The organism is Algibacter luteus, from assembly GCF_030344935.1.
GTDB lineage: Bacteria > Bacteroidota > Bacteroidia > Flavobacteriales > Flavobacteriaceae > Arenitalea > Arenitalea lutea.
In genome coordinates, this window is sequence record NZ_CP128313.1 from 2,811,038 (window position 1) to 2,834,643 (window position 23,606).

At 34.6% G+C, this 23,606-nt stretch carries 22 protein-coding genes; 18 read left to right on the forward strand and 4 right to left on the reverse strand.

The window, feature by feature from the left end:
* The first annotated feature begins 60 nt into the window (after positions 1 to 60).
* Entirely contained in the window at positions 61 to 720 is a 660-nt protein-coding gene (locus O5O44_RS11780) for an HAD family hydrolase (RefSeq protein WP_289196447.1), read from the forward strand.
* A gap of 20 nt (positions 721 to 740) precedes the next feature.
* Here the strand turns inward: O5O44_RS11780 and O5O44_RS11785 are convergent, their stop codons facing one another.
* Positions 741 to 896 carry a hypothetical protein gene (locus O5O44_RS11785; RefSeq protein WP_289194529.1) on the reverse strand — a complete coding sequence of 52 codons (156 nt, stop codon included), beginning with the start codon at positions 894 to 896 and terminating at the stop codon, positions 741 to 743.
* The gene (gene mscL / locus O5O44_RS11790) at positions 896 to 1,342 is read right to left on the reverse strand and encodes a large conductance mechanosensitive channel protein MscL (RefSeq protein WP_289194530.1); all 447 of its coding nucleotides are present in this window, start codon (positions 1,340 to 1,342) and stop codon (positions 896 to 898) included. Before mscL ends, O5O44_RS11785 begins: the two co-directional genes overlap by 1 nt.
* Before the next feature lie 248 nt (positions 1,343 to 1,590).
* Here mscL and O5O44_RS11795 point away from each other — a divergent pair, with 248 nt between their 5' ends.
* Both O5O44_RS11795 and O5O44_RS11800 read left to right on the forward strand, forming a co-directional pair.
* Positions 1,591 to 2,193, forward strand: coding sequence for a transcriptional regulator (locus tag O5O44_RS11795; RefSeq protein ID WP_289194531.1), 603 nt, complete (start codon positions 1,591 to 1,593; stop codon positions 2,191 to 2,193).
* A complete protein-coding gene (locus O5O44_RS11800) occupies positions 2,187 to 2,909 on the forward strand; it encodes a DUF3307 domain-containing protein (RefSeq protein ID WP_289194532.1) in 723 nt (240 codons plus the stop codon). The genes O5O44_RS11795 and O5O44_RS11800 overlap by 7 nt, the downstream gene beginning before the upstream one ends.
* A gap of 398 nt (positions 2,910 to 3,307) precedes the next feature.
* Here the strand turns inward: O5O44_RS11800 and O5O44_RS11805 are convergent, their stop codons facing one another.
* Together O5O44_RS11805 and O5O44_RS11810 are read right to left on the reverse strand one after the other, a co-directional pair.
* On the reverse strand, positions 3,308 to 6,493 hold the full coding sequence (locus O5O44_RS11805; RefSeq protein ID WP_289194533.1) for a cytochrome c biogenesis protein CcsA: 3,186 nt from the start codon (positions 6,491 to 6,493) through the stop codon (positions 3,308 to 3,310).
* 129 nt (positions 6,494 to 6,622) lie between these two features.
* Positions 6,623 to 7,027: a group III truncated hemoglobin gene (locus tag O5O44_RS11810; RefSeq protein ID WP_289194534.1), complete on the reverse strand. Its 405-nt coding sequence runs from the start codon at positions 7,025 to 7,027 to the stop codon at positions 6,623 to 6,625.
* A 255-nt stretch (positions 7,028 to 7,282) separates the two neighbouring features.
* On the opposite strand from O5O44_RS11810, the gene O5O44_RS11815 reads away from it, so the two are divergent.
* The 15 genes from O5O44_RS11815 to O5O44_RS11885 all read left to right on the forward strand — a co-directional run bounded on the left by O5O44_RS11815 (position 7,283) and on the right by O5O44_RS11885 (position 23,535).
* Positions 7,283 to 8,050 (forward strand): Rossmann-like and DUF2520 domain-containing protein, encoded by a 768-nt coding sequence (locus tag O5O44_RS11815; protein ID WP_289194535.1) that lies wholly within the window; start codon positions 7,283 to 7,285, stop codon positions 8,048 to 8,050.
* Complete coding sequence (locus O5O44_RS11820) at positions 8,031 to 8,561, forward strand: KdsC family phosphatase (protein WP_019387272.1); 531 nt, start codon at positions 8,031 to 8,033, stop codon at positions 8,559 to 8,561. Before O5O44_RS11815 ends, O5O44_RS11820 begins: the two co-directional genes overlap by 20 nt.
* An 8-nt stretch (positions 8,562 to 8,569) precedes the next feature.
* Complete coding sequence (locus tag O5O44_RS11825; protein ID WP_289194536.1) at positions 8,570 to 8,887, forward strand: hypothetical protein; 318 nt, start codon at positions 8,570 to 8,572, stop codon at positions 8,885 to 8,887.
* Positions 8,888 to 8,890: 3 nt separating this feature from the next.
* A complete protein-coding gene (locus tag O5O44_RS11830) occupies positions 8,891 to 9,799 on the forward strand; it encodes a geranylgeranylglycerol-phosphate geranylgeranyltransferase (protein ID WP_434088350.1) in 909 nt (302 codons plus the stop codon).
* Positions 9,800 to 9,861: 62 nt separating this feature from the next.
* Positions 9,862 to 10,455 carry a Maf-like protein gene (locus O5O44_RS11835; protein WP_289194537.1) on the forward strand — a complete coding sequence of 198 codons (594 nt, stop codon included), beginning with the start codon at positions 9,862 to 9,864 and terminating at the stop codon, positions 10,453 to 10,455.
* 17 nt (positions 10,456 to 10,472) lie between these two features.
* A complete protein-coding gene (locus O5O44_RS11840) occupies positions 10,473 to 11,435 on the forward strand; it encodes a septum formation inhibitor Maf (protein ID WP_289194538.1) in 963 nt (320 codons plus the stop codon).
* 69 nt (positions 11,436 to 11,504) lie between these two features.
* Positions 11,505 to 12,047 (forward strand): mechanosensitive ion channel domain-containing protein, encoded by a 543-nt coding sequence (locus O5O44_RS11845; RefSeq protein ID WP_019387277.1) that lies wholly within the window; start codon positions 11,505 to 11,507, stop codon positions 12,045 to 12,047.
* A gap of 35 nt (positions 12,048 to 12,082) precedes the next feature.
* Positions 12,083 to 13,150 carry a magnesium/cobalt transporter CorA gene (gene corA, locus O5O44_RS11850; RefSeq protein ID WP_019387278.1) on the forward strand — a complete coding sequence of 356 codons (1,068 nt, stop codon included), beginning with the start codon at positions 12,083 to 12,085 and terminating at the stop codon, positions 13,148 to 13,150.
* 389 nt (positions 13,151 to 13,539) lie between these two features.
* Positions 13,540 to 16,200 (forward strand): ATP-binding protein, encoded by a 2,661-nt coding sequence (locus tag O5O44_RS11855; RefSeq protein ID WP_289194539.1) that lies wholly within the window; start codon positions 13,540 to 13,542, stop codon positions 16,198 to 16,200.
* Positions 16,200 to 16,994 (forward strand): hypothetical protein, encoded by a 795-nt coding sequence (locus O5O44_RS11860; protein WP_289194540.1) that lies wholly within the window; start codon positions 16,200 to 16,202, stop codon positions 16,992 to 16,994. Before O5O44_RS11855 ends, O5O44_RS11860 begins: the two co-directional genes overlap by 1 nt.
* Positions 16,987 to 18,198: a hypothetical protein gene (locus tag O5O44_RS11865; protein WP_289194541.1), complete on the forward strand. Its 1,212-nt coding sequence runs from the start codon at positions 16,987 to 16,989 to the stop codon at positions 18,196 to 18,198. The genes O5O44_RS11860 and O5O44_RS11865 overlap by 8 nt, the downstream gene beginning before the upstream one ends.
* The gene (locus O5O44_RS11870; RefSeq protein ID WP_289194542.1) at positions 18,185 to 18,712 is read left to right on the forward strand and encodes a condensin complex protein MksE; all 528 of its coding nucleotides are present in this window, start codon (positions 18,185 to 18,187) and stop codon (positions 18,710 to 18,712) included. Before O5O44_RS11865 ends, O5O44_RS11870 begins: the two co-directional genes overlap by 14 nt.
* Before the next feature lie 227 nt (positions 18,713 to 18,939).
* Positions 18,940 to 20,094, forward strand: coding sequence for a hypothetical protein (locus tag O5O44_RS11875; protein ID WP_289194543.1), 1,155 nt, complete (start codon positions 18,940 to 18,942; stop codon positions 20,092 to 20,094).
* 280 nt (positions 20,095 to 20,374) lie between these two features.
* Positions 20,375 to 20,860 (forward strand): hypothetical protein, encoded by a 486-nt coding sequence (locus O5O44_RS11880; protein WP_289194544.1) that lies wholly within the window; start codon positions 20,375 to 20,377, stop codon positions 20,858 to 20,860.
* 149 nt (positions 20,861 to 21,009) lie between these two features.
* Positions 21,010 to 23,535, forward strand: a complete 2,526-nt coding sequence (locus O5O44_RS11885) for a PIG-L family deacetylase (protein ID WP_289194545.1) — start codon at positions 21,010 to 21,012, stop codon at positions 23,533 to 23,535.
* Positions 23,536 to 23,606 lie beyond the last annotated feature (71 nt).

Here is a 23,606-nt window from a genome sequence, read left to right on the forward strand (position 1 = left end):
AACAAAATAGATTTCTATGAGTTTCCTATCAATTCTCATATATTCGCAAAAAAATTGATGATGTTAAAAGCGGTTATTTTTGATATGGATGGTGTTATTATTGATAGCGAACCTATGCATAATAAAGCCTATCATGATATGTTTGATGAAATTGGTATTGAGGTTTCAACTGAATTATATGAATCCTTTACAGGGCAATCGACCATAAATATATGCAAACGCCTATGCGACCATTTTAATCTCCAGCAATCTCCTGAAACTTTAGTAGCCATAAAACGCAAACACTATAAACACTTCTTTTATAGTAACTCTGATTTAGGACTTATTGATGGTGTTTTGGAATTGATTCAGGATTATTACAATAACGGACTCACTTTAGTTTTAGCATCTTCTGCTGCTATGACCAGCATCAATCAAATTTTTGACCGTTTTGAATTGAACCCATATTTTAAAGCGAAATTTAGTGGTGGGGATTTAAAACAATCGAAACCACATCCAGAAATTTTCATCAAAGCAGCCGAGGCTACAGGTTTTAGAAGAGAAGAATGTATCGTTATTGAAGATTCAACTAATGGTGTTCATGCGGCTCATGCAGCAGGTATTTACTGTGTTGGGTACGATAGTTTTCATTCAAAAAACCAAGATTACTCGATGGCCAACTTAGTTATAAACGATTTTAAGGATATTAGTTATAAAAATATAACTTCTGTTTTTAAATAACTTATTTTAAATCTGCATATTTAGGAGCCGCTATTTTCTTGAGCTTTTTTAATAATATTTTTAAGACGCTCCTTTCTAAGCAAAGCCTCACTTTTCTTTTTGTTTTTCTTTCGAGCCATCAATTTAGAATGCTTCGCTTTATTTTTGGTGTTCTTCTCTCTTCCTGTTTTAGCCATTACAATTGTTTTGTTTTCAACAACTTATTCTGCTCCTCCATCAAGTCGGTGAGCTTCGATAAAAGTTCAATATCCTTTGGAGTTACAACTGTTTCATCTTTGGTATCTTGAGCTCTATTTTTTAATCGATTTAAAAATTTAACCACAATAAATACGGTAAAGCCGATTATCATAAAATCTAACAGAGCTTCTCCTAATGCGCCGTAACCTATAGCAACCACATCTGTTAAAACATTACCTGAATCATCCAATACGGCTTCTTTCAAAATGATTTTTTTATTCTGAAAATTCACACCATCGGTCAATAAGGATAACGGAGGTAACAGTATTTTTTTTACCAAAACATCTATAACTTTATTAAAAGAAGCACCAATTATAATACCAATGGCCATATCCATCATGTTTCCCTTTACTGCAAACTCTTTAAATTCTTTGAATAGTTTCATATGCTTTACTTTTTTATTAATTGCAGTGCAAAGATATTAGTTTGTAATTGGCATTGTAAAATCCTAACATATAAAATTAGGTGCCATGTGTATTACTTCATAAGTTAATATTATAAATTATCATCATATTTACTAATAATTTTATTTATTAGCTTTTTAGATTATATTTATAATTATTAGTTTTTTAGCTAATATTTTTGATTATTTCAATTATAATAACTAATTTTGAAAGTATCATATACCAAATCATGACCAGTATAATAACAGGCGATATCATCAATTCTAAAGAAAGTTCACCTAAACTTTGGCTAAATGCGCTTAAAACAATTTTAAATAGTTTTGGTAATACGCCACAAACTTGGGAAATTTATAGAGGCGATAGTTTTCAACTCGAAGTGCAACCCCAACACGCCTTAAAAGCCTGTATGCTTATAAAAGCCACCATAAAACAATTTGACAATATTGACGTTCGTCTCGCCATTGGCATCGGCGAAAAAACATTCCAATCCAATAATATTACGGAATCTAACGGCAGTGCCTTTGTGTATTCTGGCGAGTGTTTTGAAAGTCTTAAAAAAACAACTTTAGCCATAAAATCAAATAACGAATTGTTTGATACCACCATAAACCTCATGCTCGATCTCGCTCAATTAACCATAAACAATTGGTCTAGCACCTCGGCAATTCTTGTAAAAACCACTTTAGAAAATCCCGATTTAAACCAAAATCAAATCGCCAACATTTTAGAAAAAACACAAGGCAATATTAGTCAAGGCCTTAAACGAGCAGGATTTGATGAGATTTTAAAACTCTTAAAGTATTACCAAAACCAAATACAAACCCTATGTTAACCTTAGCCATCAAACTAATTCTTGCCCACGTTATAGGCGATTTTGTGCTTCAACCCAACACATGGGTACTGCATAAAGAAACCCACAAACACAAATCGAAGTTTTTGTATTGGCATATTTTAATTCATGCCCTAACGCTTATTGTGGTGTTGCAATTTCAATTTAAATATTGGTTAGCGCTTATTATAATCCCCATTTCGCATTACATTATCGATGTTATTAAACTCCACCTCAACAGCAAATTCAATAAAAGGCTCTTATTTGGTTTAGATCAACTCGCACACCTTATCATCATTGCGTTGGTCATTCAAATTTACGAATCGTACCAAATCAATTTCAACCTACTATTCGCTCCAGAAACCCTATTATTCCTCACCTGTATCATAGGTGTAACCAAAGTCTCATCGATTATCATGAAAACCATCATTTCCAAATGGGATTTAACCGAATACAACAAAGAAGCTACCCTCGAAGACGCCGGCGCATACATAGGCATCCTCGAGCGCCTTTTAGTTTTCATATTCATCATCACTAACCATTGGGAAGGAGTCGGCTTTCTAATCACCGCCAAATCCGTTTTCCGTTTCAGCGATTTATCAAAAGCCAAAGACCGCAAACTCACCGAGTACATCCTCATCGGTACCCTTATCAGTTTCGGTTTAGCCATCGCCTTCGGTTTGGGTTACGAATATGTTTTAGGAATAATAACAACGTAGATCTGGGCGCCTGCCTGCCGGCAGGCAGGTTACCGCAAGGGTCGGGCTTTCCGTTACAAGTCCTCGTTCGTACCTCGCTGTGGGCTTTCCTCTGCAATCCCTAACGCGATCTAGCCATTAGCCATAATTTAATTAATATTTATTGCAGCACAAAACATTAAATCGGTAAAAAGACGACACCCATATCAATTCATAGAATTGAAAGTCAAGGCGCAGAATAGATGAAGAAAAGCTCCGAAAAAAGGAGAACGAACGTTCGACACGGAGTTTTCAAATCGGTTTTCAGTATTCACTGAAAAATTCCTTGGCTTGACCTTGATTTTTTGGTTCGTTTTGTATCAAGACAAAATGAACGCATAGAAGCGTTTATTCAAATTCTACGCGAAGAATTTATATACTTATTTCTTATAATACTTCGCATAGCCACGATACCCAAAGAAGCCTAAAATAGCGACTAGCACACAAGCAATAGTAATAAATTTAACACTTACTATTTGGTCACCACTCGCATAACTATGCAATCCGGCTAGGTAGAAATTCACACCAAAATAGGTCATTAAAATACTAGCAAACGCCACAATAGACATCAAGTTAAAAAACCATCGTCCGCGTAATCCAGGAACCAAACGCATATGTATCACAAAAGCATAAATCATAATACTTATAAGTGCCCAAGTTTCTTTTGGATCCCAGCCCCAATAGCGTCCCCAACTTTCATTAGCCCACATACCGCCTAAAAAATTCCCAATGGTAAGCATCACCAAACCAACCGTTAACGCCATTTCGTTTATAATGGTTAATTCTTTAATGTTTAAATCCATTTTGGCTTTATTCTTTTTGGTGGTAAATATCATTAAGAATAAGGATACAATACCTAAAATCATACCCAAGGTAAACGGACCGTAACTTGCAACAATCACCGCTACATGAATCATTAACCAATAACTATTTAAAACCGGTTGCAGATTTGCAATTGCAGGATCCATCCAATTCCAATGTGCAATCATTAAAATCATGGCGGTAACAAATGCGGTTGCGGCAATGGTTAAATCGCTTTTTCGCCCAAAGGCTAATCCAAAAAACATGGTTGCCCAAGCCACGTAAATCATAGACTCGTAGGCATCACTCCAAGGTGCATGGCCCGAAATGTACCAACGTGCAATTAACCCCGCTGTATGCAATACGAACAAGCCTAAAACCACAAATTTTAAAACAGTAACAGACACATTTACAAACTTGCGCTTGTCATTAAATATTTGCATAATTAATAATACAAACAGCAAAGTTCCAGCATATAAATACCAGCTAAAGAGCTTCTTAAAAATATCGTATTTGTTATAAAGCACTTCGGCTTTAACTTTTTCGTCGCTCAGCATCACTTCGCTACCATAACGGTGTTGGGTTTTGGTGAAAGCTCCTAAAAGCTTTTCAGCTTCCGAAAAATCGCCCGTTTGTTTGGCCTGATTTAAGGTATATAAATACGCTCTAAATCCATTTTTTATAAAATTAGCATACAACGAATCCGTTACTTTCGAGGCGTCTCTTTTAAAATCGAAGTTTGAAATCCACTTGTTATTTTCATCATCAGGAATTGGGAAAATCTTCAAGGACATCCCTTCTATCGTATTATACAACAAGTTAACACGTTGGTCGGTTTCTTTAAATTCCTTTTGAAACCCATTTGGTATTTGTGCTTTATAAGCTTCATCTAAATAAGGCGCTAATTTATACGCTCCTTGATTAGAAAAGAAATCGGCCAATGGCACATATTTCACTTCCTTATCAACACCAATAAGCTTTCTAATAGAATCGCCTTTCTTAGGTTTTAAGTAAATAATAGGCACATTGTACCAAAGCATCGGACTTTCTTGAATGGATAAAAAAACTTGGTTTGCATCAAATTCTTCATAAGTGTCATTCTTGCTTAATTTTCTCAGCATTTCTGATGCAAAAGTATTTACAGGCATCATTCGTCCGCTTAAATCCTGAATCACCAAATGCCCAAATTTATCGGCATGTGCTTTTGGTGTGATATTCGCTCTTAAAATAGAATCGATTTGCGCTTTTGTTGGTGCCGTATGGTCGTGACCATCGCCTTCATAATGTTCTTGAGCAAAAGCTCCTAAACTCGCAAATAATAAAAAGATGCTCAGTACTTTTGCTTTTTTGTTTTTAACACTTTCCAAATGACGCTTTAAATCGCCAAAACGTGAGTGCTTAGAAAATAAAATAGCCATTAAACCAAAGTACAGCATCATATACCCAATGTAGGTAATTAAGGTACCCCAATAATCATGATTTACAGAGAGAATAGTTCCTTTTTCATCTGGGTCGAAACTCGATTGAAAAAATCTGTAACCATCATGATCCAGAATATTATTCATATAAATTTTATAGTCGTAGTTTTCAGAGCGCTCATCTAAAACCGTTACTTCACTAGAATATGCCGAATAACCACGTTCGGTTCCTGGGTAGCGTTCTGCTTCAAAATCGTTTAATTTTAACGCAAAAGGCAACTCTAAAATTTTCGAGCCATATTTAAATGCCAAATCGAGTCCGCCAACTTGTATCTGTTTAAAATTACCGTTAATACCTTTACCTCCCAATAACCCTACACGTTTCGTTTCACCACCAGTAGTAACGTTTAATACCACACCATCGGCATCATTTTTTAGGAGTTGTGATTTTTGAACCACATCAAAAACACCTTTAACTACAGGTTTTGGAAATACCATTTGCATATTACCAATAACATATCTAGAACGGAGATAAAGCGGCTGTAAACTATCGGCAACCAATTTACCTTGTGCCCGAGTTGCCATGGTCATGTATTCACCCTCAAATGGTGAATTAATACTTAGCGAATCACCTTGAAAAGTAATATTTATAGCCCCATCGGTTGGTTTGTTTAAAGCAAAAAGCACATTGTGAATACTTTGCACCTGCCCTACTTTTAAGAAGTGATTGTGGGGTCCGTTTTGTCCTGCCTCTACAACTTTTAAATATTCCTCGCCATTGTCGTCTGGGATAATATCTTCTTCAGCCCCAACAATAAATTTCTCGAGTTCGATAGTTACGGGTTGCTGATCGTATTTGGTTTCTATTTTAAAATCGTTTTCTAAGCGTCCTGAAAAATCAACTTCGCGCTCAATTGGTAAACGCTGTGGTACGCCGTCTATCATATAATCGCCATCAATGAAAGCGGTGATGTATGTTTTTTGAGATAAAAAAGTGTTTTCTGAAGCGCCCTCGCGAATGGCCATCATGCCTTCAAAACTTGCATAACGTGTAATAAAAGCCCCTAAAAGAATAAAAATAAAGGCTAAATGTAAAATGAAAGTAGCCCATTTTTCTTTTTTGTACAGCCTGAATCTGAAAATATTACCCGTAAAATTAATAACGAAAAATACCATGATAGCCTCGAACCACCAAGCGTTATAGATTAAATTTCGAGTGTATGGCGTTGGCGATGTTTCTTGTCCTGCATCTAAAATGGTTCCTGTTGCCATAGCAGCAGCAAACACAATAAATAAAACGGCAGTAAGTTTGGTAGAAAATAAAATATTGGCGAGCTTTTTTTGCATAATCAGTACCCTTTATTAAGGTTTTGCAAATTTAAGGATTAATGTTTATTAAGAAGTGTTAAAGTATTTAAAAAGTTGATTGAAATTTTGAAGTTTGAAGCCATCACTTGAAACAAAATGACCACTGTTTTACGATTGACTTGTTCTGGCTTCAAAAATTTTTAAATACAAAAAAGTGCCCATTTTTCTGGCGCGACGTTTGGCATTTTCGGCGTTCTCGCCTTCAAAAAGTTCATCGATGGTTTGGAACCATAAGTTTAACCACAAGCCAAAGTGTAATTCGGTGATGCTGTGGTTGTTTTCTTTATCGACTTTTACATGCACCTCTAAAGGGTCGCCTTTATAGCGTTGTTCTAATCTACGAGTCATAAATAAGCTGGATTCCCAAAAGGTGGTCAGTCGGTCTAGATGCGCATCCCAATCTTTAATGACGTCGTTAAAAAACGGACCTAAAACCTGATCTGCTCTCACTTTTACGTAAAAAGAGGAGACTAAAAGATGGACATCGTCGCGGGTTTTGAGATCGTTTTTCATGATACACAAAAGTACGCTATTTTAAAGATTTAAGGCATGAATTGATACGATAAAACTCAAAGTTTTAACCTGAGATAGAGACCAAACAAAGCTGCAAAAAAGGCACGTTGCGAACCGTTGCGCAAGGGATAGCAACGAAAAGCCCACAGGGAGGCACGACCGAGGACTTGCAGTGAATAGCCCGACCCGATAGGGATGCGCCCAAAAATTAATAATTCTGCGTTTTATTTGATAATTCATTAGTATTTTAGCGCTATGATTTCAGTAGTAATTCTGGGTGCTGGAAATGTAGCGACCCATTTTTTTAAGGGCTTTGAAAAAGCAAAAGACATTAGCGTTATACAATGGTATAACCGCAGTTTGGCGGCCATAAAACCGTATGCTAACGCTGTAGAAATTACCGACGATATAAGTGCTTTGAAAGCGGCCGACGTTTATATTTTGGCGGTTAGCGATGATGTTATTGCCGAGGTTTCTCGCCAAATTCCATTTGATGATAAATTGGTGGTGCATACCTCTGGAAGTGTGAGTGTTTACGATTTGGATAAAAAACACAAACGCGGGGTGCTATATCCGCTACAGAGTTTAAGTAAAAATGCCGAAGTTGATTTTGCCAATGTGCCTATTTGTATTGAAACGATTGATAAAAAAAGTTATCCGGTTTTAAAGCAACTGGCGCGGAGTTTAGGCAGCCCAACCAAGCGCATTAATAGCGACCAAAGGCGCGTGTTGCATCTGGCGGCTGTTTTTGTGAATAATTTTACCAATCAGCTTTACCGTATTGGGCACGAAATTACCGAACACGAAGGTGCGGAATTTGATTTGTTGAAGCCACTAATTCTGGAAACTGCTAAAAAAGTGCAAGAGATGTCGCCTTACAAAGCACAAACCGGACCCGCAAAACGTAACGATAAAAAAACGATTAAAAAACACCTAAAACTTTTAGAAAACGAGCAACATAAAGCCATTTATAAATCTCTTACCGAATCTATTATACAAACCCATGGAAGAAAAAAGTTATAAAGAATATTTAGAGCACATTACCACATTTATTTTTGACGTTGATGGCGTTTTAACCGACGGTTCGGTAACGGTAACGACCACTGGCGAGATGTTACGAACCATGAATATTAAAGATGGCTACGCGCTAAAAACGGCGGTAGATAAAGGTTATCATGTTTGTGTGATTTCTGGCGGTACGAATCCGGGTGTGAAAATCCGGTTGCAAAATTTAGGTATTGAAGATATTTACTTGGGCGCTTCGAATAAAATAGAGCAGTTGGATGATTACTTTCAGAAAAAAGGCATCAAATCTGAAAACGTCTTGTATATGGGCGATGACATTCCTGATTATCCTGTAATGAAAGGCATAGGCTTACCCTGTTGCCCGCAAGATGCAGTGCCTGAAATTAAAGAAATATCGAAATACATATCACATAAAAAAGGTGGTAAAGGTGCTGCCAGAGATGTGATTGAGCAGGTCCTTAAAGTACAAGGAAAATGGAACGGTAATTATAGTGCAAATTACGATTAGAATTTAATTTGGCACGAAACAAACGCAGACATAGCACCGGATTTGGATACATTGGTTTTGGAAATAACCAACAGGTATTTAATCAGTCTACCCGTAAAGCATTTTCGTCGCTAAAAGAAAAACTAAACCGAGAAACACATTACCACCATCAAGTCGATTTCTTGCACAAAACACTTACCAAAGCAGAGAAACAAGCCATAAAAAATAACATTAAAAAGCAGGAACAATTAAGAACCCGAAAAACCATTATTGTTTTTGTGCTGCTCGCCATTCCTGTGGTTTTTTTCTTTAAGTTTTTTATTGATAAACTAGCTTCTAATTTTTAAAATTTGAATGTTTTAAACCTCATACGTTGGAAAAATTTAATGATGATTGCCGTCGTGCAATTACTCATTAAATATGCACTTTTAGAACCTTTTGGTGTGCAAACGACTTTAGATGGTTTGGGGATTTCATTGTTAATTTTAGCCACAGTGTGTATTGCGGCTGCTGGAAATATCATTAACGATATTTATGATGTAGAAACCGATACCATCAATAAACCCGACCGCATGATTATTGGCAAATCGATTTCAGAAAAAACAGCCTTTAATGCTTTTATTGTATTGAATATCATTGGTGTTGGCATTGGGTTTTACTTATCGCATCGGGTTGGTAGAGCGCCTTTCTTTTCCATATTCGTTATTATTTCCATATTGCTTTATGTGTATGCCTCGTATTTAAAACGCAGCATTTTAATTGGCAATCTGGTGATTTCGGCATTGGTGGCTTTAAGTTTAATTATTGTTGGGGTTTTTGAACTCATTCCTGCCATGACACCCACAAACCAAGAAACTCAAGTCGTGTTTTTTAAAGTAATTTTAGATTACGCCCTTTTTGCATTTGGTATAAACCTATTGCGCGAAATCGCTAAAGACATTGAAGATATTGATGGCGACTATAAAGCCGGCATGAATACCTTACCCATTGCCATTGGAAGAGAACGTGCTAAAAACATCCTTACGGTGCTCAATTTTATTCCGCTGGCAGCCCTTGTGTATTACGTAATTACAGACCTGTATAAGCAACCTGTAGCCGTGATTTATTTTTTAGTTTTTATTGTGGGGCCGTTGCTTTACATCACCGTAAAAACTTTTGGTACCAAAACAAAAAAAGACTTTAAGCATTTAAGCCTCATGTACAAATTGGTGATGCTTTTCGGGATGTTGTCGTTGTTGTTTTATTTGTTTATTTTGTAGAAAAGTAAATGTTGCCTTCGGGTGCAAATTAGCAAACACAAACAAAGATTATAAACCCAAATATGCTCAAAGAAAAACTTAAAAACCACCGTATTATTCTCGCTTCAGGATCACCGCGCAGGCAGGAGTTTTTCAAAAATTTAGGTCTCGATTTCGAAATTCAACTCAAACCCGTCGTTGAAGAATACCCACCGCGACTAACCCATGCTGAAATTAGCGACTACCTCGCCCAACTTAAAGCCTTACCGTTTAAAGAAGCCTTACAACCCAAAGACATTTTAATTACCAGCGATACCATCGTATGGCACAACAACACCGCTTTAGGAAAACCACGAGAAGAACAAGAAGCCTATGCCATTTTAAAATCGTTAAGCGATGCCACTCACGAAGTGATTACTTCGGTTTGCTTTACCAGTTTGGGTTACGAAAAAACCCTGAACAATATCACAAAAGTGACCTTCAAATCCTTAACCGATGATGAAATCTGGCACTACATCAAAACCTATAAACCTTTTGATAAAGCAGGCGCCTATGGCATTCAAGAATGGATAGGACAAATAGGCGTTACCAAAATTGAAGGCTCATATTTCAATGTGATGGGTTTACCCGTTCATCTTGTTTACAAAACGTTAAATACCATTGCAGAAACAACTTAGGGTTGTAATTTTATGGTATGCAAATTATGAACAAATTAGTAAAAGTCTTAAAAGCCGAAATCATCCTTTGGGTTATTATTGGTGTGTTGTTATTACTGGCATCTTGCCAAAACAATACCAAAGCTGCACCCGTTGCGATACATACCATGAGTAATATCGTAACGCCTAAAGCGGAAGCCAAACAAAAAACCTCACCAGAGTTTAAAGCCTATTGGTATGCCGGAGAAGCCGAATTATCATCTTATAAATTAGAGCAAGCACGCTATGGCGAATTGCGCGAAGGTACTGCTGTTATGGTGTATGTTACCGAAGATTTTCTTCCAGACGTGCAAGTTAAAGCCAATAACTCGAGCAAATCAAACATACCTGTTTTAAAACTCAACGCCACTAAAAATTTCAACACCGGTATTTATCCGTATAGCATCATGCAAAGTACCTTTTACCCTGTGGCTAATAATCAACACGCGCTAAAAGTGTCAAGTTCCATACAAGAATGGTGCGGACACGTGTACACCCAACTCAATAACCGCAACGAGTTCGAAATCATGTCGCATTCCTATTTCGAAGGAGAAGCCGACCAACATTTCAAACTCGATAAAACCATTCTGGAAAACGAATTATGGACCCAATTGCGTATCAATCCGCAATCCTTACCCACTGGGAATTTAAAAATCATTCCAGCACTAGAATTTCACCGTTTGCGTCATGTGCCCATAAAAGCCTATGAAGCTACTGCAACTTTACAAGCCAATACCTATACCATAAATTACCCAGAATTAAACCGTACGTTGGCTATCACCTTCAATCCTGAATTTCCTTATGAGATTTTAGGTTGGGAAGAAACCTCAAAAAGCGGTTTTGGTAATAGCACCACAACATTAACCACCAAAGCCACCAAACTTAACACCATAAAATCGGCTTACTGGCAAAAAAACAGCAATAAAGATGAAGCTTTAAGAGACCTGCTTCAATTAAAATAATAAGTTTTCAAATTGCTTTTCAGTCTCAATTTAGCTTGTATCTTTGCATCGAAATTTAACAACATCCGCATGTTATTAGAAACTTACCAAACCGAGCTTATCATTACAGGCTTTGTATTACTCACCTTACTCATCATAAGGTTTATCACCAATTTCACCATAAGTAAGGTGGCCAGAAAAAATGGCATTAACGAGGCACGTATCCGTCTTATTCGCAGGTATGTTACCGTAACCCTTTTTATCATCGCTTTGGTTATCGAATCTTTTGTGTTTGGTGCCAATTTTAAAGATTTAGCGGTTCTCTTTTCATCGGTATTCGCCATTATAGGTATTGCCATGTTTGCCATTTGGTCTATTTTAAGCAATGTCACTTCAGGAATCATCATGTTTTTCTCGTTTCCTTATAAAGTAGGCGATAAAATATGCATTCACGATAAAGATTTCCCACTAGAAGCCATCATAGAAGATATTCGTGCCTTTCAATTGCATTTACGTCTCGAAAATGGCGATTTAGTAACCTATCCAAACAACCTTATTTTACAAAAAGCGGTAACGCTTGTAGAGAAAGATGCTATCGAAGAATTCATCGAAGATGATGGTGAAGCTGTATAAAATATTCCATATATTTAAGAGGTGAAACACACAGCATGAAAAAACCTAAGAAGCATAAATCTAAAAAACTCGTTGGTCAAATACCAGGAAGCGCCATCTATACCGGCGAAAAATCTACCCTAAAACTCTTCATCGAGTCTTTCGATTATAACAAGCAGCAGTGCAAAGAAAAAGAACTTCGCGATGTCGAAGAAAGCTTCGGTTTTAAATTCTCAGACACCGTAACATGGCTTAATATTAATGGTTTAAACCACGTTGCCGAAATAGAAAAACTAGGCAAACATTACGAGTTACACCCATTGGTAATAGAAGATATTGTAAACATCTCCCAACGCCCAAAAATAGACGAATACGAAAACTACCTCTTTGTAGTTTTAAAAATGCTGTATTACGATACCGACGAAAAAATCGTATCAGAGCAAGTCAGTTTTGTGTTGGGTAACAATTACGTGCTCTCGTTTCAAGAATCAGAAGGCGATGTGTTCGATGCTGTGCGCGACCGCATCCGCCAAGGTAAAGGGCGTGTGCGCGATATGGAATCCGATTATTTACTCTATGTATTAATCGATGCCATTGTCGATCATTATTATAGCGTTATCGATACCTTAAGCGATAAAATCGAAAATTTTGAAACCGCCATTTTCTCGGGCCATGTCGATGACGATATTAGCCAAAACATACAAAACCTAAAACGCGAAATCCTACGGGTGCGTAAAGCCATATTCCCACTTCGCGAGGTCATTAACCGTATCGAAAAAAACGATAACAAACTCATACAACCAAGCACCCTCACCTTTTACCGCGATGTGTACGACCACCTCATCCAAGTCTCAGAAAACATCGATATTTACCGCGAAATGATTTGGAGTTTAATGGATATGTACATGACCACCATAAGCAATAAAATGAACGAAGTCATGAAGGTCCTCACCATTATGGCATCCATTTTTATCCCGCTCACCTTTATAGCGGGCATCTACGGCATGAATTTCGAGTACATCCCAGAACTCCAATACAGATACTCCTATTTCATCCTTTGGGGCGTTATGGTGGTGCTGTTTATAAGCATGCTGTTTTATTTTAAACGCAAAAAGTGGCTATAAAGCTTTAGTTTTTGGGCGGCTACCACAAGGGTCGGGCTTTCCGCTATATCTTTTTTATACGTCATAGCGAGGAGGAACGACGCGGCTATCTGCTAAGTTAGAGTTCTTAATAAGGTGTGTTTTTCATCTTTCAAAAAAAGGATGCCACTGCAATCCCTAGCGCGGGTTTATAACTCCAATTGAAGTTTAAAATTTTCAGTTTATTTTTTGCGTTTCACTTTGTGTTTGTGGGAAAAATTGACGAAATTCGTTTTGCTAATTAAATCAAATTTTTATTTTATTTATAAAAAGCTAATTATTGAATTCCCTAAAATGACGAACAAAGCAAACGACTTTTTATTAATTTAATTCTTAAATGAATTTAACAAGCTAAAATTAGATATAACTGAATGCTAAAAAGACTTATTATATTAAACTCTGACATCTACTCAAAAGCAGATATAGAACTTGACAATTGTAATTCTCTTCAAATTGTAGGACCAAACAACATCGGAAAAAGTACGCTGATTTACGCTCTAAACTTTCTATTTATAATTGATGGAAGAGAAATGACTTTTAGCGGAAATCGAACAGGAGACAAAACTACTTTCAACCATTATTTCCCTTCAATAAATTCTAGTTTTATAATCTTTGAAATCTTCAAAAATCGCTACTACTCTATTTTGGTAAAGAAAAATGCCGAAGGCAATTTAGATTACTATAAAATTGATAGCGAATACAAAGAGGAACTTTATTTTATGGAAACTGCTAATGGTCAAAAAATTAGAAAATTTGACTCATTGCTATCTGAATTTGCTACAAATGGAATAGAACATAGCAAATTCTCTAATCGTAGAGACGTTTTTAATTTTGTATACCAAAAAGGAAAAAGAAACAACGGAGTTGTTTGGCTAAATCAAAGCGTAAATCAAGATGGACGTGGTATTAGCAATAATTTTTCTAAAATCTACAAATACTTAATAAACTCAAAATTAATCAATAACGATTCCCTTAAAGAGTCTTTAATTATAGCAGATAACAAAGAAAATGAGAGTGTTTCTTTTTCAAAGAAAAATCAAAAAGACATTCAAACTTTATTAAAACACAATCGAGACATAAAAGTTATCAAAAGCATTCAACGTAGCTTTTCTGATTTCAAGGAATTGGTAAATCAATACAAAGGAAAAAGTGCCATTCTATCTGAATTTATTTTTGCTTTTAACCAACAATATTCTTCTTTATACTCTGAGCTTGGTACTTCAGTTTCTAAAATGAAAACCGAAAGAGCCGAAAAACGAACTCACTTAAATGAAACACTTAATCCAAAAGAAAAAGAATTAAATCAACTTATTGGAAAAATCACCAATCAAATTGAACAGAAACAAAAAGATTTAGATTCAAAAGAGAAATTAGTGCTTGAAATTAAAGCTTTTGAAGATTTACAATTTCTAGAGCAGTCTTTTCAAAACTTAGACAAAGACAGAAAAAACATTGAAAGTCAAATAACTTTAATAGAAAACCAAAATCTCAGTAGCAAAGAAATTGAAAGTAATATCCAAAAATCTGAATCTAAAATTTCAAGAATTAAAAATCAAGTTGATAGCTATTCGTACCAACTAATTCATCAAATTTCAGATAACCAAAAAAATAAAGAATTACTAAATAGAATCCTTTCAACAGATATAACAAGTTTATCTTCCGACAATATTTCAGTAAAAATCAAGCAAACAGAAAACTTGATGAAATTATTTGATGGTGCTATTGAGTTGCCAAATGATTTTAAAGGAAAACCAATAGAATCTATTGAAGAATTAAAAAAACAAATCAAGCAACTAGAGAAAGAAAAAGAAATAAATGACAAGCTATTACCTATAGCCAAAGATTTAGAAAAACACAGAAAGGATTTAGCAGATATAAACTTTAAAATCAAAACTTTAACGGAAAAAACTCATAAACTGAAACAACTTCCAACTCTTGAAAAAGAACTTGAAGCTCTTAAAGTGGAATTTGAGAATCTAATAAAACAAAAAGAACAATCAACTAAAGACGTTAAGTTAATTGATGAAGAAATCAGAAAACTTAACGAGACTATTGAACAAGCGAGTAAAGAGATATTTAAAAAAGAAAAAAGAATTGAAGAAATCCAAACTTGGAAAGTAGAACTTGAACAACTTGGAATTAAACCTATTGAATATCAATCAACAGATTCACTTGACAATATTTACAAAAACCTCAAAAGAAACTTTGAAGAAAGAAGAGAAATCAAACTCAAAAAGGATAGTTTATTTGAACGCTTAAAACTAAAAACAGAAACATCTTTCGCTAACGAAACTGATTTTATTAAACACGTTGATTCTGAATTAGTAACATTGGAAGACAAACAAAAGGCAATTGATGGTTTGCTTAAAAATATATCAACCCAATTTGCAAATCCATGTCGTACAATTTATTCAAGATTTGAAGAATTTAACTCATTCATTACAAATCAATTCAATTCGAAAATTAAGAAAATAAAAATCTCTGATATTGATACCTTAAAAATTGAAATTGTAGAGAATGAGAAACTTATTAAGGACTTAAATAAAATCATTCAAATTAGAGATTTAACATCAGAATTAATTTTTGATGACCAATCAGAAAATCTAAACACACTTAATAAATATTTAGATAATCAAACCACAATTACATTTAATGATTTATTTGATATTAAACTTCACCTACATAAAAAAGGACAACACAAAGTTGTTGACCTAAAAAATCAAATTGAATCTGATGGTACAGATAAAATGATTCGTTTGGTTCTAATTATGTCTATTATTAATCAAATAGTTGTAAAAGATGATGAAAACAAAATTGTCCTATTTGTTGATGAAATTGGAACTATTGACGAAGCAAACAGAATTGAAATATTAAACTTTTGTAAAGAACATAATTTTATACCAATTTCAGCTGCACCACTTCATCCTTATGATGGTTTTGACAAATACTATTTAGTCAGAAGAAACAAAGGTAAAATCGTGGTTAGCGAGAAGAATGGAAATGTCATATTAAGAAAACCGATTGAAGTGTAATGAAAGAAGTTGACTTCAAAACATATAAACTATTATTTGAAAGCAAATCAGTTTCAAAATCAGCAATTCCTAAAAGCGTTTTAAAATCTGATACTTTTCAAAACTTGCTTCGTGCTGAAATTTTAGAATCTTTAAAACTTGGAAGAGGTTTTAAAATTAAAGTCGTTAAAGAAAATGAATTTGAAAAATTTTTTAAAACATCATTTCCAGAACAAAACGTTAGTAAAAGCAAATCAGGAAATATTAAAAAATATAGAAACTCAAAAGCAACAAAAATTGATAATAGCCCAATTTTCTTGTTAAGAGGTTTTAATTCAGTTAAGATAAACAATCAACTTGTAGATATTAAAAAACAAACTCTTGATTTTGGTTTATTTTCTGTAATTCCTAATTCAATTATTGCTGATAACATCTGTTTTGTAGAAAATTTAGAAACTTTCTTAAATGCGGAAAAACTCTTAGGTAACAAATATTTGTACATACATAAATATGGTAGAATCGGAAAAGAATCAATTTCAAAAATTAGAGCAAAGGAAGTTTTAGTCTTTGTGGATTTTGACTTTAATGGGCTTGATGAATATTTACGAATAAAAAAAGTCTTTACTAATGCTAAATTGTATTTGCCATCCAATTACAACGAACTTTTCGACAAACATTCAGCATCGTTAAAAGGAAACAAAGCTAAAATGAGCAATCCTGTAAAAAATTCAAAAGATTCAATCGTTATTCAAATTAGAGAACAAGTTGCTCGTACAAATAGATTTTTAGAACAAGAAATTTTAATCAATGTTTAAGTCAGAACCAAAAACCATATTACAATTTTTGGCAACTCATTTTGACTTGCTAAGGCAACTCTTTGACATACAAGTTAAAAATGAAATTATCTTGAAAAGTCAAGTTTCTGAAGCACTTATCGAATTTGGAAGTGATATTGAGAATCAGCTTTTTGAACACAAATTACTTGTTGAACAAAATGATGATTATGTAATTAATGAACCTTATTTCGTTTTATTTGAGTTTGTTCTTCAACAATTCAAGCCGTTACTTCCAGAAGAGATTGAAAAATTTGGTCAATCTATCAGAACTTTGTTTTTAAATATAAAAGAAGGTATCAATCAGGACAAAAACATTCTGCTGGATAGAATTGAAGCTTTGGCAAACGAGATTAAGAAATTTTCAAATGCAGTTACAAATAATACAATAAGTCTCTTAAATGAATCTAGAGAACTAAAAGCAAATACTCGAAAAATTGAATATCAAGAAAAAGTACAAAAAGCTAGGTATTTAATTGATTATTATATTATTCCACTAAACACAATTTTAGATACAAATCATTCTCAATCAATTTATAATGAACTACTAAATATTTCTCAATTTTCAAATAACAAACGTTTTGATTATACAGACGAAAGCATAAGAAGACAGTTCGAAAAACTTTATAATCTGTTAAGGCAAGTAGTAAAAGATATTAGTAAACAGTCTTCAATCTTAAGCAATGAACTTTTACCTCTTATAGATAGAATTAGAACAGAAAGTGAATATTTACAAGGTTTTCACTTATACTTAACAAACGGAAATTGCTATAAAGGAATTAAACCACCAGAGCTTTTCAATACAACACGAGATAATCTCTATAATCCGTTTATTTACGAAAACACAAAAGAATATTTTGACCAATTTAAAAATGAAGAAGATGTCTTTATTGAAGAGGAAACTGATATTGCAGAGCAATGGATTTTCAATAAAAGTGAGTACAAATCTCAGTTAAACTCTAAACTTCCCATTGACGACTTTTTTACTTGGTGCAAAACATCACTTGAAAACGAAAACAAAAACTTTGATTTTGACAACTACTTTATGGTTACCAGTTTAATCTTTGAAGAAGATTATGAAGTGCAGCAGGACAAAGAGAATCGAAATATTTCCTTTAAAACAGAACAAGGAGAATTGATAATGCCAAAACTTAAAATCGCGAAAAAAGAAAATGTATCCGAATAAACATAAACAAATAGTTACATCTTTGATGGATGGTAGATTTATAACCATTGACGAGTCTTACTTTGATATCGTAAAGGATAATCAAGATTTCTATGCTGAGTTTTTTGATAAGTCGTTTGGTTTTGAATTAAAGAACACACAAGAGTTTTATTATCTAATTTCAGAAGAAACAAATGAAAACACTTCTCGTGATATAAGCATATTTTTTTCAATTTTCTGTTATGAACTAGATAAAGACGGAAAGAATTTTATGGATGAATTAGGGTTTTCGGACTTTCACATTGACGAAATAGTCGATTATATAAAAAACAGCTCTTGGACTGATATTGTGAAATCTAACAAGCAATTGAATGATGCAGATAGTATTAAAAGGTTAGTTGGTTCTACTATGGTAAAAAGAAATATAGCAGTTAAACATTCAGATGACAACTATTCATTTACAAAAGCATATAAATTATTTATTGATTTTGCGCGTGAATTGATAAAATCTGAACCGAATAATGCCAACGCTTAAAGCTATGCATATTTACAATTCGCTACAACTGAAACAAAAGCCAAAAATTGCAAAAGAATAAGTCTTTGCAATCAATAGCACTGGTTTTTAACTCAAATTTAAGCTTCAATTTTTAAATTTCACTTTGGGTTCGTGGGAAAAATTTGCTATTTTCGTTTAGCTTCTGATATAAAATATTAAAACGATTTCATATCAGGAGTATAGCCCACAATTAGACAAAAAATCAAGTGAAGAAATTACCAGTAGATTTAAAGGTTTTAAAGCGTATTGGCGAAAGGCTGGATTCTTTAATGAAAGACGCCTACACATCTGTTGAGATTAGGTCTAATGAATTATATGAATACGCAATTAAAGACAAATATCTATCTTCAAAATTTTATAATCAAAGAGAATTTAATCAATTTTTAAGAAAGCAACACGACAAAGGCTATCTTAAACAGATTATTCCAAATTGCAGAGTTGACGATACAAATAGAGATTTTTTTCAGTGGCATTTTAGAAAAAAAAGCCAACCCAAAAAAGAAAATAAAGTTACCAGTGGAATTAATGGAAATTACATCCACTTTAGGAGTAATTTAAATATTCAAACTTCGGATAATACTTTTGTTCGGTCAGAACAGGAAAAAATGATTTATGAAAGTTTGATTAAGCACGAGGAATTAAATATTGTTTATGACTATCCTTTGGTTTATAATGGTAAAAGAAAAAATGTTGATTTTTTTATTGAGAATCTTAGAGATAATACAGAATATTATTGGGAACATTTTGGAATGACAAATGACGAAGGTTATTTATCTAAAATACCAAAAACCATAAACTGGTATCAAAATGCTGGATTTAAAAATATTGAGGAAGAAAACGGAAATTTAATCTTCACTTATTACAAAAATTTAGGGGTTTTTCAGAGAGAAATTGATAAATACATCTCCAAAATACTGAACACGAATCTGTCTTTTACCAAAAACAAAACCGAAAACCTAGATTCTGATATTCCTTTAGTTGAAATTTATTTAAGTGTGAAAGTAGATGACTCAAATAGTAAAGGATTGTATGCTTTATTATTAAAATACGAAAGAAATAATTTAAAGCACCAAAAGAATTTCACAAAATCATTTTATTTAGCATCAAAGGAAAAAATAATTTTGAGTGCAATTACAGATGGATTATCTAAATTAAAAAAGACAGCAAATGTCAAAATTTATCTCAATTCAGACAAAATGATTAGAGTTTTAAACCAAGAAGAAGCATTAAGTGAATATTCGGAATTAATCGAGAATATTATTAAATTCAGTTGTAAACATCAATTATCATTTAGAAAAATAGTTAATCCATTGAAAAATATATATTATTTAGAAACAGAAGAATTATTAATAGTAGAATAAAATAACTTTGGACAACACCGCATAAAATATATTGCTAGCTCTAGCCTATTTAAGAGAATCCTCGCGGAATTTATATTCGGTTTGTATTTTCTAAATTTGTTATTTAAACCACGCAACTAAACACATACAAGACCGTTAAACGAACAAAATATACCTAGCACAAATCACAGATTCTGTCAAAATGACACCGCAACCCACTCAAACTTTCCATAAAACCCATTGGCATATTTTTTGAAAATATACAGCTGTTAACGATTGTATCATTTTAAAATATAAACCAATGAAAACAGTGTATCTTATACCGTTGTTTTGTTTGTTATGTTTTAATTGTTCAGGACAAGACAAACAAAAAAGCGAAGCCCAAGCGCTTAAACCCGACGCTAATATTACCGTAAATAAAGAGTACGACGAGCATGGTAACCTAACCCGTTACGATTCTATTTACTCTTACAGCTACTCCTCTAACGGTAAGCTAAACGACAGTTTAAAAGTGCAATTTCAGCAGCATTTTAACAACCACAACTTTTTTAACGATTCGTTTTTTGATGACTTTTTTGGAAAAGATTCCATTTCTGGAGGCGGTTTTTATCCCGATAATTTCTTTCAGAAAGGGTTTATGAACCACAACCAACACCTCCAAAACATGATGAAGCGTATGGATTCTATTCAAAACCTATTTTTCAATAATTTTGATAGACCCATCATTCCTGCAGAACCCGAAAAAGTAAAACCCGAAACCAAAAAAACAGAGTTCAAACAAATTTAGTTGTGCGTTTTGTGAGGTGTGTTATGCCGTAAGTCTCAGCACAGTCGAAAAGGCTACGAAACACAACCTTACAAAAGCGTTAAATAAAAATTAAAACCAGCCCTAGCGCTGGTTTGTTTTTTATATTTGAACTTTAGCCAATCGAGATTATGCAAAAACAGTTACTTTACGCCTTATTATTTACTTTTTCGTTAGCGTTTACTCACGCTCAAAAACCCAAAACACCAGCATCTTCAGAGATTTACCAAGCCATACAAAAGCTTAACTTTCTAGGTTCGGTGTTATACGTGGCGGCGCATCCCGATGATGAAAACACCCGATTAATTGCTTACATGTCTAACCACGTGAAAGCTCGAACCGCGTACTTATCGTTAACGCGTGGCGATGGCGGACAAAACCTAATCGGGCCAGAAATAAGTGAGCTTTTAGGTGTCATTAGAACCCAAGAACTTTTGGCAGCAAGAGGTGTTGATGGTGGCGAACAACGTTTTACCAGAGCCAACGATTTTGGTTACTCCAAACACCCAGACGAAACCTTACAAATTTGGAATAAAGACCAAGTGCTAAGCGATGTGGTTTTAGCCATTAGGCAATTTAAACCCGATGTGATAATCAATAGATTCGACCACCGAAGAGCAGGAGAAACCCACGGGCATCACACGAGTTCTGCCCTATTGAGTCTCGAAGCTTTTGAACTTGCTAGCGATAAAACAGCATATCCTGAGCAACTTAATCAAACCAGCCTGTGGCAACCCAATCGTTTGTTTTACAACACGAGTTGGTGGCGCTACGGCAGTCAAGAAGCCTTCGATAAACTAGATAAAAGTAATATGCTGAGTATCGATATAGGCACGTATTATCCACTTGAAGGCGTGAGCAATAACGAAATGGCGGCCTTGGCACGTAGCCAGCATTTAAGTCAGGGTTTTGGAACGCTAGCACAACGTGGCACACAACAAGAATACATCGAGTTGCTAAAAGGCGACACGCTTTCCAACAAAACTGGCGTTTTTGAAGGCATCGATACCTCATGGAACCGTGTAAAAGGCGGTAAAGCGGTTGGTAATATTTTAAATGGCGTTGAAAAGAACTTCAATTTTAAAAATCCTGCTGCCCACCTTCCACAGCTTGTTGAAGCCTACAAATGGCTACAAAAAGTGGAAGACCAGCACTGGAAAACCCAAAAGACCAAAGAACTTAAAGACATCATACAAATGTGTGCAGGCTTGTATTTAGAAGCTTCTGCCGAAACCAATTGGGCCACACAAAACGATATTGTTAATTTGAATATTGAAGTGCTTAACCGTAGCTACTATCCTATGGTATTACAAAGCCTGAATAATGCCAGAGACCTGAATATTGCAAAAAACATCACGCTAAAAAACAACGTAAAATACGATTTTAAAGAAGTATTGAAAGTTGAAAGTGATGCGCAACCTACCACACCTTATTGGTTGAATACCAAAGGCACTTTAGGCATGTACCAAGTGGATGACGCAAATTTAATAGGCTTGCCAGAAACCCCACGAACCTACAACATCGATTTTAATTTGTTGATAGACAACACGCCCATAACCTTTACCAAACCCATAATACAGAGGTATTCTAAACCCGATAAAGGTGAATTGTACCGTCCGTTTGAAATCATACCCGAAGCTTCCGCAAAAATTACCGAAAAGGTGATTATTTTGAATTCGGATGCGCAACGCGATATTACGGTAGTTGTCAAAGCCGGAAGAGACAACCTTGAAGGCGATGTTGAAGTATGCCACCCGAACGATTGGAGCGTATTTCCGAAAAAGCAAAAAGTAAACATTGCCCATAAAGGCGAAGAGCAAACTTTAGTTTTTACAGTGATTCCGCCTAAAAATCAAAGCGAAGGATTTATAAGTCCGATTGTGCATGTTGGCGATGCCGCATATACTAAAGAGTTGATTGAAATTAACTATGAACACATTCCATTTCAAACTGTTTTACTGCCTAGTGAAAGTAAAATTGTGCGTTTAGATATTAAAAAGCGAGGTGAAAATATTGGTTACATTCAAGGTGCCGGCGATGTGGTGCCTGAAAGTTTACAACAAATAGGTTACAACGTGCGTGTGATTACTCCAGACGAGATAAATCCTGAAACCCTAAGCAGATTTGATGCTATAGTGGTTGGTATTCGTGCGTACAACACCCTTGAAGACTTGAATTTCAAACAACAACAATTATTCGATTTTGTTGAAAATGGCGGTAATATGATTGTGCAATACAACACCTCGCACCGCTTAAAAGTGGATGCACTAGCGCCTTTCGATTTAAAATTATCGCGAGACAGAGTAACCGATGAACATGCCGAAGTACGTTTTTTAAATCCGAATCATGAGGTTTTAAACGCACCAAATAAAATCACAACCAATGATTTTGAAGGTTGGACACAAGAACGTGGTTTATACTTTCCGGACTCATGGAGTAGTGAATTTACCCCTGTATTATCCATGAACGACCAAGGTGAAACTGCCAAAGATGGGAGTTTACTTATTGCCAAACATGGTAAAGGCCATTACATTTACACAGGTTTAAGCTTTTTTAGAGAGTTTCCCGCTGGTGTTTCTGGTGCTTATCGCCTATTTGCAAATATGTTGTCTTTAGGTAAAAACGACATCAAACCAAACACCAAACTAAACGATTAATTTATGGACGACGCACAAGAACCAAAACAAAAATGGCATAGGCTCTACTCTATTGTGCTTATTGCCAACGC